Below are 12,686 nucleotides of genomic sequence, written 5' to 3' on the forward strand. Positions count from 1 at the left end.
AGCCCTCTGCTGCTTCCCCAAACCCACCAGCAACACCCAACAACGAGATGTTGCGACGACCACTTGAATCCGTCCAGTACACATCCGCCGAGTTGGTCGCCCTATGCAAGCAGTTGGGGGTAAGCCGCTGAGCTTGTCGGTGCTCGAGGCGTTCCGCCGCGAACCCCGCCAGCCACCTGTTGCCAGCACGGATGACGGCTCTCGTCGCCCGTGACACGATCAAGGGGTGGCGCCCAGCGTCCTCATCGTCGATGATCACGACGTGTTCCGCTCCGCCTGCCGGGTCTTCCTGGAGGCGGAGGGTTTCCGTGTGGTAGGCGAAGCCGCGACCGGTGTGCAAGCCGTGCACGAAGCCGCCCGGCTCCTTCCCGACCTCGTCCTTCTGGACATCCAACTGCCCGACCTCGACGGCTTCGCCATCGCCGACCTCCTCGGCGCCTTGGCCAAGCCGCCCCTGGTCGTCTTCGTCTCCACCCGCGATGCCGCCACCTACGGTCGCCTACCACGTGACACAGGGAGTTGACGCTCCACGAGACGTGCTGCAGCAGGGCCACGCGGACCAGCCCGGCCCACAGGAAGGCGGTCAGCCCGCCGTACAGGGTGCCGCTGATCGTCCAGCCGGCCAGGAAGAGAAGCGTCAGCGACAGCGCGCACAACGCGGGGAAGGCGCGCGTCACTCTGACCATCGCAGGATCGTCCAGCAGGTCGGGAGCGTACCGGCCGGCGTCGGTCTGATCGTTGGTGAACATCCAGCCCAGGTGGGCGTGGGCAAGCCCCCGCAGCTGCCCGCGCACACTGACGCCGTACCGGTAAGGGGCGGTACCGTTCATGCCTTCTGTGTTCAGGGTCATCACGACCCCCTTATGGCGACAGCGACGCCCACATGCGCCACCTGATCACTCATCAGTCAACGTGCCCCGCGAGGCCGCGGAAACAGCCAATCCCAGCAAGCCCCATCACCAACGGCGATAGCAGGCCCACTGTTGCGGTTTGTCGCGCCAGGGCCAGCCTGGGCGAGTGAGGTCCAGGGCATTGCGGCACTCCCCGAGGGAGGAACGATCGTTGAGAGCCTGGGTAGGCCGCCGCCGGACGGCGACCAGCTCAGCGTTATCGGACAAGGTCATGCAGGCTCCTGCAGGTTGGTTGCCCGACCAGTCCGAGCGCCACTGAGCGACTACAGCAGGTCGAGATCATCACGCGCGTGGCGATCGCGTGCGACAGCTCTGAAGAAGAAATCGCTTGAGCTGGGGCTGTATCCACAGGCTGCCGACCCCTACCCGAACGCTTGACATCACTCCTGGCACCCTTGCGGCCGTCCTGGAATGAGAACTCGATTGACTAGGAATGGGGTTGGGTCGGCTGTAGCGTTGTGTGTAGAGCCGTGCACTCTCACGTGCAACGGCTTGGAAGGGACGACCCCGGTGTGAACACATCGGGGTCGTTTTCGCGTCCAGAGAGCCCATTTCACTGTGACGCCAGGGCAGCTCGCCCGGACATCCGACCGCGATGCCGTCGGCCATCGTCGAGGACGGCTCGACCAGCACCGGATGTCCTGCCGCCAACGAGGAAGGATAAGCTGCCGCCCGGTCGGCCTGCACGCCGACGATCCTGACGCCGGGCCGCAGGGATTTGGCTGCCAGGGCGAGCCCGGCCGCCAAGCCTCCACCGCCGAGGGGAACGACGATCGTCGCGGTGTCCGGGAGCTGTTCGAGGATCTACAGCCCGATCGTGCCCTGTCCGGCGACCATGTCCGGATGGTCGAAGGGGTGGATGATCACCGCTCCGGTCTGCTCCGCATGCTCCTTCGCTCGGGCCAGGGCCTCGTCTACGGTACGGCCAGCGAAGATGACCTCCGCGCCATAGCCCAGGGTCGCCTCGACCTTTGGTAGTGCCACCCCTCGGGCATGAAGACCGCGGCCTTGGTCCCGAGGAGTCGTGCATTCAGCGCCACTCCTTGGGCGTGGTTGCCGGCGCTGGCCGCCACCACGCCCCTGGCGCGTTCCTCATCGCTGAGCCGGGCGATCCTGACGTAGGCCCCGCGTGCCTTGAACGACCCGGCCCGTTGCAGGTTCTCGCACTTGAGGTGCACTACTCCGCCGACCGCTTCGGAAAGCGCCCGCGAGGCCAGCACGGGCGTGTGGACTACCACGCCGGCGAGGAGTTCTCGCGCGGCGACGACGTCGTCATAGGTCACCTGCGGAGGGCTCATTCCAGAGAGTCTCCCACCAAGGTTCGCCCGGTGTGCGTTGTGATCAGCCAGGACGATGAGCCTTGCTCGGAACGCCGGTATCCATTCCTTCGCGAAGGACATTGACTGAAAGCACCCGGCTGCCGGCCTTCGGCGGGTATGTCGATATGTCCGGAGCCACGTGTCTGATCGTTAGCACCCTTGGTCACGTGCCTCCGGACTCCGGAGGGACATCATGGCGACCGACCAGCCCACCACGGACCCGACGCTGGTGTCGCTACCGAGCCTCATGACGCTGGCCAGACAGGCTGCACCCCGGCTACTCCACGATGTAATCGTTCCCCTCGCCGTGTTCTACGCCGCCTTGATCCTCATCGGCCTGAACGGCGCTCTCATCACGGCCGTGTCCTGGGTATACGGCAACCTGGCCTGGCGCCTGATCAGGCGCCAGCCGGCCTCGGCAACCATAATTCTCACTGCGGTGGCGATCACCGTCCGCGCCGGGCTGGCGCTGTGGACCGGTAGCGCGGTTATGTACTTCCTGCAGCCTGAGCTGGGCACGATCTGCGTGAGCCTGGTGTTCCTGGTCTCTGTACGGCTACGCCGCCCGCTGGTCGGCAAGCTGATCCTTGACTACATCCGCCTGCCACCGGACATGGTGGCTCACCGGCGGATCCAGCGATGCTTCGTCCGGCTCACCCTGCTGTGGGTGCTGGTCCTGCTGCTCAACGCCGGCCTGAGCATCTGGCTGCTGCTCTCTCAGCCGATCGGCACCTACCTGCTCGCGCGTCCATTTGCTGTTGGGGTCATCACCTGCCTGGCCTTCCTCGGCTCGGTCTGGGCCTTCCGCCGGGTCCTGACCCATCTTCGGTTCCCGGCCACCCCTGCGAGCAGTACTCGGCGACATCCTCAGCGTCTGCGATCGGCTGAGAGCGTGGCAGCTCTCGTTCATGTGGTTCGCGCCGGACTGCAGCCCGGCCCCTCACACGAGGTTGCTAAATCCCTTTGACCTGGCCATTCGAGCCTCTTTCAGTACTTTCGATTTCGAATTTCCCCTAGACGCGACTTGCTCCGTTTTATGCTGAGAGTGGAATTCTATGATTTGTTCGAGATTTTCTTGCTATTAGTTTTTGCGGGATGTTTAATAGGAAATATAACCCGAAGAAAAAGGGAGGCTCATATGAGCTTCGTACAGATTCTTGAATTCGACACCAAGCGGGCCGGCGAAGTCGAGACGCTCATGAACGAGTGGCGTACGCAGACGAAGAGCACCCGCACCGTGAAGCGCGAGGTCGTGGCAAAGCACCACAGCCGCCCTGACCACTACGTGGCGATCGTCGAGTTCGGCTCGCTCGAGGAGGCGCAGCGCAACAGCAAGCTGCCGGAAACCGACCGATTCAACGCACAGATGACCAAACTGTGTGACGGCCCGATCGAATTCTCCGACTACGACGTGATCAGCGACAAGAGCTAATCCCCTAGCTCGGCATCGAGAAAGCTCAGCCTGTGCTGTGGCGTGCGAGAAGATTCTCGCGTCACGGTGCGGGCTCTCTTGGCTTATACCCCCGACGACCGGATGGCCAGGTCGGTGACGTGGCCGTTGTTGCTGGTGGCGGCCAAAGCCGTGGCGAACAGGATGAGCTGGTTGACCACCTTGAGAAACAGCAGCATGCCGACCGCACCCGCGACCACCTGATAGGCGGGGTTGGCCGCGGTGATGTCGAGGAAGAACTGGCCGATTGTCTTGAGGATCTCCACCCCGATGGTGATGAGCTCGGCGAGCCCGCCGAGCCAGGCCCCGGAGCCGGCAAAGGCAGGCGCTCACCGCTCGGCGACTTCGGCCCATCCCTCGGCGCCACTTGAGTGTCAGCGAAGCTTGAGCGGACCGTGCCGCCGGTACGTTCTCCGGCTCCGGGATCAGGCAGACATGGCAGGACGGTCGGATTCGCTGCGTAGGACGCAGAACTCGTTGCCTTCGGGGTCCGCGAGGATGGCCCAGCCTGAGCCGTCGAGTTTCCGATGGTCGGCGACCAGGGTCGCGCCGAGGCCTGGCAACCGCTCGGCCTCCTCCTCGCGCGAGGTCTCTGGACGCAGACACCGATGGATCCAGTTCTTGATCGTCTTCATCTGCGGGACCTGGTTGAAGTGCAGCAGCGGGCCCTCCGGCAGCATCATTCGGGCTTCATGGTCCCCCGGCCTACCCTCCGGATGTAGGGGACGGCGTTGAGCAAAGAGGTGGCCAGTTCTCGGACCAAGGGCTCGATCAAGTCTTCGAGGTCGGCGATCTCATCATCGAGCTCGAGGTAGCAGCGGGCCAGGGACTTCAGCGCGATCCTGGTCGTGGCCACCGGATCGCGGAAGGCGGTCGGATCGAGTCGGGCCGCCAAGCCCCGATGGTGCGAATCAGGTGCATCCGGGTCAAGTTGCACAGCTGGTCGCGGCGTTCGTCGGGAGCCGAGACGATCTGCGCAAGCAGCATCTGCAGCGCGACCCGGCGGGCCTTGACCGCGGTGGTGCGGGCGATTCTGAGCACCCGCAGGGACTCGACCATGCCATCGCGGGTCTTGGGGGTGATGACGCGGCGCCCGGCCAACGTGGCGTGAGCGGCGTTCTCAGCGTCGATGGTGTCGTCCTTGCCGCGACGGCGGCGGTCGGAGCGATCGGGCCAGCTGGTGGGGAGCGGAGGTGCGCCCGAGCCATCGACAGATCCGAGGAAGTACAACACGGTCGATCGGAGTGCGGGTCAGGAAGCTCAGCAGTACTGGCTCTTCCACACTCCCTACCGGAGTGGTGCGGCTCCCCGTCGTGCGGCAGCCGAACTCCTCAGCCGATCTCGGCACGGCCCTCGCGGTAAATCTTCGCCGACTCGATGCGCCCGTCGCGCAGCCGGTAGAACCCCGCGATGGAGAAGGTCCGCTCCTCGCCGGCCACCGTCAGTGTCTCGGTCATCTGACACGCTGCCTGGTCCCCTGCCGCAAGCAGGTTCTGGATCGTCAACGTTGGCAGCAAGCCCTCCATCGCACCAGAGAAGAGTTCGGTCAGTTCACCGCGCCCCCGGGCGACGCTGGAGCCGGTGACCCACAAGGCGTCGTCGGTGAAACCGGCCATCAGAGCGTCAAGGTCGCGGGCGTTGAAGGAGTCCACGTGCCCTCGCAGGACAGCGGCCGCATCTACTTCGATCATGAGCGAAGTCTCGCAGTCCCCTACCGGTTCTGCCATTGGATTATGGCGTATCCATCGTGAGCCTTGGCTTAAGGACATGGTGATCCGCACCGCGGTGGGTGTCGTTGCACCACGGCGGGCACGCACCCGCTGGAAGCCAGTGGGCCGGACTGGCGGCGGTGTCGCGGTCGTGCCTATGGCTGTAACACTCGACCACCTTGAAGTCGAGCAGGGTGCCCGCAGGTTGGAGAAGGAGGTCGCTTCTGCCGCACTGAATGCATGCGCGGCCGCTGCACTGAGCTGGGGTGAGGGAATCGCGCAGGGCGATCAGGTCGATCTGCCCGGCAGACGCCGGTGGACCTGGGACCGATCGGGGCCCAGTCCGACTTCGGCCGGATGACCTGACGCTTCAACACGGCCACCTCATGCCGGAGCACCATGATCTCGACGTCCTTGGACGACTGACCACGTCCCAGCAACACCAGCCAGCCGAACACCCTAATCAGGGTCAGATACAGCAGACGAACCGACACAGACCGCGATCTTGTCCGCACGGCGGCTGGAGGTCAAAACCGCAGATCAAGCACCACGCGATGAATTCTGAAGCGGTACAGGGAACCTGCCGCTGGCCATCCGGGTGACCGCCGCGCGGCTGCGGCACCGGCCCGCGCGGACTTTCGACACCCTGGTGGAACGGGGTACCCCTCGCAGGGCTGATCCATCTCCGCGTTCGATCTGGGTTGTCGGGGTCGCGTTCGCGGGTGATCCAGGCGCCGCGTTGGAGCCGGTCGAGCTGCCGCACCGACATCCCGAACACGTCCGACACCGCCCTCCTCGACTCAGCTGACCAGCCCTCGCGCTCGCCGTCGACCCATGCGGTGTCGTGTCAGCGGCCACGTCAGGACGGCAGCGGCTTGGTATCAGGGCGGTCGGCGATGGTGGACGCCATGAACGGTTCACCGATTGCGGCCTCGGGGCTGCGGAAGGCATACGAAGACAAGATCGTGCTCGACGGCATCGACCTGGATGTCCGGCGGGGAAGTCGAGCCGGAGCATAAGCACCACGGGCTCACCAGGCCCAGCTCGCCGAGGCCATCGGCGTCACGCCAAGACTGGTCTCGCAGATTGAACACTGTGCGCAAGGAGATTCATGATGGGAAAGAGCAACAGCGGCTTCTCCGAAAAGGGGCTGCGCAGACTGGGCGACGTGCTGGCTCGGCATGTCGGGTCCGGGAAGATTCCCGGACTTGTCGCCCTGGTCAGCCGGGGCGGTGAGACGCACGTCGAAGCGGTCGGGACGATGCGCCATGACGGTGGCGCGCCGATGCGCCGGGACACGATCTTCCGGATGGCCTCGACGTCCAAGCCGGTTGCGATGGCGGCGGCGATGGTCCTGCTCGACGAGTGCAGGCTGCGGCTGGATGACCCGGTACAGGAGTGGCTGCCCGAACTCGCCGACCGGCAGGTGCTGAAGCGGGCAGACGGCCCGCTGGACGACACCGTGCCAGCGCAGCGGCCGATCACCGTACGGGACCTGTTGACCTCCACGTTCGGGCTCGGAGTGGATCTGACGTTGATGGGCTCCCCGATCATGGACGCCATTCTCGAGCGGGGCAACTACAGCCAGGGGGCGGAGCCGGCGCCCGGGCCGGATGAGTGGATGCGACGCCTTGGCGAGCTGCCGCTGGCGTACCAGCCTGGAGAGCGGTGGCAGTACGACATCAGCCACGATGTCCTCGGCGTGCTTGTTGCCAGGGTCACGGGTCAGCCGTTCGAGACGTTCCTGCGCGAGCGCATCCTCGATCCGCTGGGGATGAAGGACACCGGTTTCCACGTGCCCGCCTGCATGATCGACCGGCTGCCGCCCAGCTACGCGCCCGACCCGCGGACCGGAGAGTTCATCGTGTGGGACGAGGCGGCAGGCGGACGCTACAGCCAGCCTCCGGCCTTCCAGTCAGGCGGCGGCGGGCTGGTCTCCACCGTCGACGACTACCACGCCTACTTCCGGATGCTGCTGAATGGCGGGATGCACGGGACCGAACGGATCCTGTCCCGGCCCGCCGTCCAGCTGATGACCACCAACCGCCTCACGCCCGAGCAAAACGCCGCCCGAAACGCCCTGGCCAGCAACAACATCCATGTGTCGTTCGGCCAGGGGCAGCACGGCGGCTGGGGCTTCGGGATGGCGGTGCGCACCTACCGTGGCGACTACGCGTCCATCGGCCAGTTCGGCTGGGACGGCGGAACCGGCACCACGGCCTACGCCGACCCGGACAAGCAGCTCACCGGAATCCTGCTCACCCAGGTCGGGCTGTCCACCCCGGATCCGGCGCGGCTTATCCACGACTTCTGGACCACGCTCTACCAGGCGATCGACGACTGACACCGAGCCCGCGCCCGGTGGACCCGCCCTCAGCCCCCCTGGCGGCCGAACCGTCGATGGTCCCGCGAGGTCTGGTCTTGGCCCTGTTCGCCAAGGTCAGATCGCCCAAGGGTGAGATCCCCTCGGGCGACTCCCGGCCTCAGCAACCCAGATACCCCGGGCACCGCCAGGACCGCATTCCACCATCCGTCCGTTCCATTGACTTTCATTTAAAGGAGCACACCACCATGTCCATCACCCTTACCGACCAGGACAAGCGCACCCTGCGCACCGCCGCCTACGGCGCCGTCTCGCTGCTGGCCGCCGCTGATGCCGCCGGCTCGCCCCACAAGGCCGCCACCGAAGGCTCCATCGCCCTGTCCTCCGCCACCGGCCTGGTCGGGCACGTGCTCGCCGGAAAGACCAAGGACATCAACCTGAACGGCAAGTCAGTAGCCGCACTCGCCGACCACGTGCTGCCGGCCCTGACGGCAGCCATGAGCCTGCTCAAGAAGCAGGCTCCGGCAGAGGCCGACAACTTCCGCAGCATCGTCATCATTGCCATCGAAGCAGCCGCCCGCACCCACCAGGGCCAGCCCAGCCCCACCATCGCTGACATGGCCCGCAAGATCACCGCAGCCCTCGACGCCGCTTGATGGGATGTCAACCTCTTGTCACGGGGGTCCTCTCCGGACCCCCATGACACGGCGGCGTGGCGGTCAGGGAGGGGCCGAGCCCCGCCAGGGCGGCCAAGCCTGCTCGCTCACCCTGGCCGACGCCCGCCGCCGGGCATCGCGCCGTGATCAAACCCGCCCCGCTGTGCCGGGCCGCGCCCGGGTTCGACCTCGATGACTTCGCCGTCGACACGCTGACAGCACTGTGACCTGCCCGGCTGGGCACCAGGACCCGCACGCTCAGCTGCTTCGCGCTGGTGAGCCGCACGCTCGGCCGCTACTCGCTCTCTCAACTCTTGATCAGCCACTTGACGAGGGTTCGAAACGAGCGGCAGGCGGTCAGTGGCTGAGGTGGAAGCCTGATCGTCCAACATGTTGCGGGGCATCCATTACTGCGCCTGCCCGACCTTAGGCGAGCCGCCAGGAGAGGAAGCCCTCGGTAGCATCGGCCTGGACAAAACCCGCCCCGACCAGCTCCTCTTCGATCGTCTCCCGCACAGGACGGTAGGCGTGGCCGATGATCTCCTCCTCATTGATCACCTTGTCACCTTCGGTGATCCGGTAGAGGTAACGGGCCTTGCACGCCTCCTCGCTCGACTCGAGGATCTCCGAGAGGACCGTGTACGTGTGACGGCCCACCTGACGTGAGCCGGACTCCTGGAGAGGGCGCGGCTGGGGGGCACCGCCATCGCGCCAGGTGAAAACCAACAGCCCACCAGGTTCCAGCTGACTTGCCAGCACCGGCCAGAGGCGCTTTCGGTAGTCAGGCTCCAGGGCGTACATCACGTTGATCATCACCATGGCCTCGACCGGCTCATCCAGATCAACGCTCAGCGCGTCATAGGGAAGCACGGTGACTCGCTTGAGCAGTTCCGTGCGCTCATTCAGTCGGGACAGCAATACCCCGCGCATACCGGTCGAGGGCTCCAGCGCGAAGATCTCCGCTGGCGTCGAGTCGGCGAGCGATGTGGTGATCAGGCCGGTTCCCGCACCGATCTCCAGGATGCTCCGCCGTATCCCGGCGAGAAGCGAGGGAAGTTTCTCACGGACCCCCGGTACGTGCCCGTCTTCATGGAGCAGGTCATAGAAGGGGAGAGAGATGAAGTCGGTCATGGCGGGCAACGCTATCCCAGGCACAGGAACCTGCAGGGACATCTTCGACATCTGAAGGGGTGACCAGGGTTGCGATCCGGGTTGCAATGCAGGGGCGTTCCAAGGGGTTCAGGAAGGACCGGGCACTGCTTCTGACCTGCATTGAACGATCCGGAACGGGCCGAACTGGATCTTTAATCCGTAGGTTCCTGGTTCGAGCCTCGGGCGCCCTACCGCCCCACACCCATCTGAGTGGTGCAGCGCTGGCTGCTGGCGCACCCGCGTTTCAGCCTGCACTTCACCCCGACCTACTCTTCCTGGATCAACCAGGTCGAACGCTGGTTCGCCGAGCTGGAACGGCGGCCGCCTGGATCGGGGCGTGTTCTCTCGCTGGATGTGCTGAAGACCGCGCTGGCGAACTGGATCGAGGTCTGGAACGACAACGCCCTGCCCTTCGCCTGGGCCAAGACCGCCGACCAGATCATCGACCGGGTTCTCCGCCTATCGGCTCAGCGGCATGAGTCCGATGCTCTCCCGTGAGGCCGCGGCAATCAACCGTGCTCGGCTTCCGTGGCCGAAGAGCACAAGGTCGTGACCCGGCAGGACGCCCGCTGATATGGGCTGAGCGTGCGCGTTAGCGCGCCGTCAGGCCGGTGATAGCGGCGGCAGCCATCGTTCTGAGTGCAGGCAAGACCCACCAAGGTGAACGAGGAGATCTCATGTCGAAGACGACGCTGTCCGAGCTGGTCACCGCCCGCGTCGAGCGCGCCCAGACGAAGGCCGAGCAGACGATGACCACGGCTCACACCGCCGTCGAGCAGGCCTCCATCAGGGCTGCTGAGGCCGAGCGGCTCGCCGCCGAGCAGGAGCAGGTCGATGTCCGGGCGGTGACTGAGCAGGTGCGCGCCGAAGCGCTCGCGCAGGGCAAGCAGTTCGCCGACTCCCTCAACGCTCAGGCGGCACAGCTCAAGGCGTGGGCCGCCGACGCCAACCGCTAGCCAATGGCCCAGTGCTCCAGGTGAGCGCCGTGGCGTCCGTACACACTGCATGAAGAGGAGAGGGAACGTGTCACAGGAAACGCTGTCCGATTTCGTCGAGGCGACGGCCACGAAGTTCGGCATCCCCGGCGTCTGCGCCGGGGTGTGGGCCGACGGCACGGAGATCTACGCCGGTCACGGCGTGACCAGCATCGACAACCCGCTACCCGTCGATGAGCAGACGCTGTTTCTGTTGGGGTCGGTCACCAAGACCTTCACGGCGACCGCGCTGATGCGTCTGGTCGCCGAGGGCGGGGTCGAGCTGGAGGCCCCTGTGCACCGCTATGTCCCCGAGGCCCCGGTCTCGGCCGAGATCACCGTGGCGCATCTGCTCAACCACACCGCGGGCCTGGGCTGGGGGGTCATCACCGACACCGGCGAGGGCGATGACGCCGTGGCCCGGTATGTGGCCAAGATGGCCGAGGTCGAGATGATCGCCCCGGTCGGCGCTCGCGCCTCCTACAGCCAAGCGGGCTACAACCTGATCGGGCACGTCATCGAGAAGGTCACCGGCCAGCCCTACGACCAGGCCGTCGCCTCACTGGTGCTCGAACCGGCAGGGCTGTCGAACACGTTCTTCTCCCACAACGACGTCATGACGCGGCGCTTCGCCGTAGGACATGACAAAGGTGAGGACGGCACGCTGTCGATTTCGCGGCCGTGGCGGCACTGGCGCGGGGACCACCCCGGCGGCGGCATCGCCTCCTCGGCCTCGGATCTGCTGAGCTGGGCCCGTTTCCACCTCGGTGACGGCGCCGGTGTACTGCCCGCCGACGTGCTGCACCGGATGAAGCAGCCGACCGCCGAACTGCGGGCCAGCAATCTGGGCGACGCCATCGGCCTGTGCTGGTTCCTGCGCGGGGTCGACGGGGTCCGCACCGTCGGGCACGGCGGCTCGTCCAACGGCCAGTTCGCCGAGCTCCTCCTGGTGCCGGAGCGGAACTTCGCCGTCGTCGTGATGTCCAACGCCGGCCCCGACGGCATCCCCTGCAACCAGGCAGTCGTCCGGTGGGCGCTGCAGCACTACCTGGGCGTGACCGACGCCGACCCCGAACCGGCCCCCTACGACGCCGCCCGCGCCCAGGAGGTCGTCGGCCGCTACGAGAACGAGGTCATGACGCTTACCGTCACAGCCGACGGTGCCGGGCTGACACTCGAGGTCCTCATCAAGCCGGAGATCCGCGAGAACTCCGAGGTCGAGCTGCCCGCCGACCACGCGCCTTTCCCGTTCGGCCTGCTGCCCGGTGGCACCGATGAATACGTCATCACCGACGGCGCCTTCACGGGGCAGCGCGGCTTCTTCTCTCGGGACGAGACCGGCGTGATCACCGGAGTCGACCTCGCCGGCCGGCCCTTCGCCCGAACCGTTTAGAAGGGTGAGCCGTGGCAGCTGAACTCTACGGCTCTTCGAACTCGACATGTCCAACCGCCTCGGCCTCGTGCCGGCCGTACAGGTCAGCCACGACGACGGACGGACCTGGTCCGCGCCGAAGAACCTGACGAGCGTCATCAAGGCGCCCGCCGGCGGTCACGACTGGTTCGCCACCGGGCCCGGGCACGGGATCCAGCTGACGCGCGGCCCGTACGCGGGTCGGCTCGTCCCCGTCCACTTCGCCATCGCGAGCCGGCAGAGCGTAGCTGGGCCAACGGATGCAACGGGCCGAGGCCCGTAGAGCGTTGGACGGTCCGGCTGGCTCCGTCACCAGCCCGTTCGACGGGAGGTGCTGAGCAGGTGTCGCCCCGAGGCAGAGGGGAAGCGGACCGGCATGGCTGGGACAACGCTTCTCAGTACCGCGTTCAACGATCACGCGCTGATCCCGCGCGCGTATTCGGGCGGGGCCGTCTCGCCAGAGCTCCAGTGGTCGCAAGTGCCGGACGAGACCGCCGAGCCGGCCCTGCTGTGCGAGGATCCAGACGCCCCTGGCGGCACCTTCACCTACCGGCTTGTCGTCGGTATCCCACCCGGGACGAATGAGCTGGAATCCGGTGCCGAGCTGACGGGGTGTGCCGTCGGCCGCGACGACTTCGGCCGGTACTTCTTCCGCCTTTACGCGCTGTCCGCGCCGACGGGCCTTGGCGAGGGTTTCTCCGCGAAGGACTTCCGGCGTGCGATCGAGGGGGACGTGCTGGCATCGGGCACGCTGGTCGGCACCTACGGTCGGTGACCCCTC

The 12,686-nt window shown here is 66.2% G+C and carries 15 protein-coding genes and 3 pseudogenes; 11 read left to right on the forward strand and 7 right to left on the reverse strand.

The features are described from left to right. The first annotated feature begins 226 nt into the window (after positions 1–226). Positions 227–523, forward strand: coding sequence for a LytR/AlgR family response regulator transcription factor (locus tag H4W81_RS33465; RefSeq protein ID WP_192778452.1), 297 nt, complete (start codon positions 227–229; stop codon positions 521–523). A gap of 670 nt (positions 524–1,193) precedes the next feature. On the opposite strand, the pseudogene H4W81_RS33470 reads toward H4W81_RS33465, so the two are convergent. Beyond that, positions 1,194–1,895 (reverse strand): annotated as a pseudogene (locus tag H4W81_RS33470) (pyridoxal-phosphate dependent enzyme). Next, positions 1,826–2,209, reverse strand: a complete 384-nt coding sequence (locus tag H4W81_RS48900) for a pyridoxal-phosphate dependent enzyme (protein ID WP_264083204.1) — start codon at positions 2,207–2,209, stop codon at positions 1,826–1,828. Before H4W81_RS48900 ends, H4W81_RS33470 begins: the two are co-directional and overlap by 70 nt. Positions 2,210–2,423: 214 nt before the next feature. Here H4W81_RS48900 and H4W81_RS33475 point away from each other — a divergent pair, with 214 nt between their 5' ends. After that, complete coding sequence (locus tag H4W81_RS33475; RefSeq protein WP_192778453.1) at positions 2,424–3,197, forward strand: VC0807 family protein; 774 nt, start codon at positions 2,424–2,426, stop codon at positions 3,195–3,197. Between the two features lie 171 nt (positions 3,198–3,368). Next, positions 3,369–3,662 (forward strand): hypothetical protein, encoded by a 294-nt coding sequence (locus H4W81_RS33480; protein ID WP_192778454.1) that lies wholly within the window; start codon positions 3,369–3,371, stop codon positions 3,660–3,662. An 83-nt stretch (positions 3,663–3,745) separates the two neighbouring features. Here H4W81_RS33480 and H4W81_RS33485 read toward each other — a convergent pair whose 3' ends face one another. The 4 genes and pseudogenes from H4W81_RS33485 to H4W81_RS33500 form a co-directional block, all read right to left on the reverse strand. Then, positions 3,746–3,946 (reverse strand): hypothetical protein, encoded by a 201-nt coding sequence (locus H4W81_RS33485; RefSeq protein ID WP_192778455.1) that lies wholly within the window; start codon positions 3,944–3,946, stop codon positions 3,746–3,748. A 159-nt stretch (positions 3,947–4,105) separates the two neighbouring features. Next, a pseudogene (locus tag H4W81_RS33490) lies at positions 4,106–4,408 on the reverse strand (VOC family protein); the annotation flags it as partial. Then, positions 4,405–4,853: pseudogene (locus H4W81_RS33495) on the reverse strand (transposase); the annotation flags it as partial. The pseudogenes H4W81_RS33495 and H4W81_RS33490, both read right to left, overlap by 4 nt. A 158-nt stretch (positions 4,854–5,011) precedes the next feature. Further along, on the reverse strand, positions 5,012–5,371 hold the full coding sequence (locus H4W81_RS33500; RefSeq protein WP_192778458.1) for a nuclear transport factor 2 family protein: 360 nt from the start codon (positions 5,369–5,371) through the stop codon (positions 5,012–5,014). Between the two features lie 1,132 nt (positions 5,372–6,503). Between H4W81_RS33500 and H4W81_RS33505 the strand changes: the two genes are divergently transcribed. The 3 genes from H4W81_RS33505 (at position 6,504) to H4W81_RS33515 (ending at position 8,595) form a co-directional block, all read left to right on the forward strand. Next, positions 6,504–7,733: a serine hydrolase domain-containing protein gene (locus H4W81_RS33505; protein ID WP_192781196.1), complete on the forward strand. Its 1,230-nt coding sequence runs from the start codon at positions 6,504–6,506 to the stop codon at positions 7,731–7,733. A gap of 227 nt (positions 7,734–7,960) precedes the next feature. Then, a complete protein-coding gene (locus H4W81_RS33510) occupies positions 7,961–8,368 on the forward strand; it encodes a hypothetical protein (RefSeq protein ID WP_192778459.1) in 408 nt (135 codons plus the stop codon). A 56-nt stretch (positions 8,369–8,424) separates the two neighbouring features. Then, positions 8,425–8,595, forward strand: coding sequence for a hypothetical protein (locus tag H4W81_RS33515; RefSeq protein WP_192778460.1), 171 nt, complete (start codon positions 8,425–8,427; stop codon positions 8,593–8,595). Between the two features lie 199 nt (positions 8,596–8,794). On the opposite strand, the gene H4W81_RS33520 is transcribed toward H4W81_RS33515, so the two are convergent. Then, the gene (locus H4W81_RS33520) at positions 8,795–9,499 is read right to left on the reverse strand and encodes a class I SAM-dependent methyltransferase (RefSeq protein WP_192778461.1); all 705 of its coding nucleotides are present in this window, start codon (positions 9,497–9,499) and stop codon (positions 8,795–8,797) included. A 231-nt stretch (positions 9,500–9,730) separates the two neighbouring features. Between H4W81_RS33520 and H4W81_RS49760 the strand changes: the two genes are divergently transcribed. The 5 genes from H4W81_RS49760 (at position 9,731) to H4W81_RS33545 (ending at position 12,680) form a co-directional block, all read left to right on the forward strand. After that, positions 9,731–10,018 (forward strand): hypothetical protein, encoded by a 288-nt coding sequence (locus H4W81_RS49760; RefSeq protein WP_337959984.1) that lies wholly within the window; start codon positions 9,731–9,733, stop codon positions 10,016–10,018. Positions 10,019–10,197: 179 nt separating this feature from the next. Beyond that, on the forward strand, positions 10,198–10,476 hold the full coding sequence (locus tag H4W81_RS33530) for a hypothetical protein (protein WP_192778462.1): 279 nt from the start codon (positions 10,198–10,200) through the stop codon (positions 10,474–10,476). Positions 10,477–10,543: 67 nt separating this feature from the next. Beyond that, positions 10,544–11,887 carry a serine hydrolase domain-containing protein gene (locus tag H4W81_RS33535; RefSeq protein ID WP_192778463.1) on the forward strand — a complete coding sequence of 448 codons (1,344 nt, stop codon included), beginning with the start codon at positions 10,544–10,546 and terminating at the stop codon, positions 11,885–11,887. Between the two features lie 46 nt (positions 11,888–11,933). Continuing rightward, a complete protein-coding gene (locus tag H4W81_RS33540) occupies positions 11,934–12,188 on the forward strand; it encodes a sialidase family protein (RefSeq protein WP_192778464.1) in 255 nt (84 codons plus the stop codon). 93 nt (positions 12,189–12,281) lie between these two features. Then, a complete protein-coding gene (locus H4W81_RS33545) occupies positions 12,282–12,680 on the forward strand; it encodes a YbhB/YbcL family Raf kinase inhibitor-like protein (protein WP_192778465.1) in 399 nt (132 codons plus the stop codon). The last annotated feature ends 6 nt before the right edge of the window (positions 12,681–12,686 follow it).

The organism is Nonomuraea africana (assembly GCF_014873535.1).
GTDB classification, from domain to species: Bacteria; Actinomycetota; Actinomycetes; order Streptosporangiales; family Streptosporangiaceae; genus Nonomuraea; species Nonomuraea africana.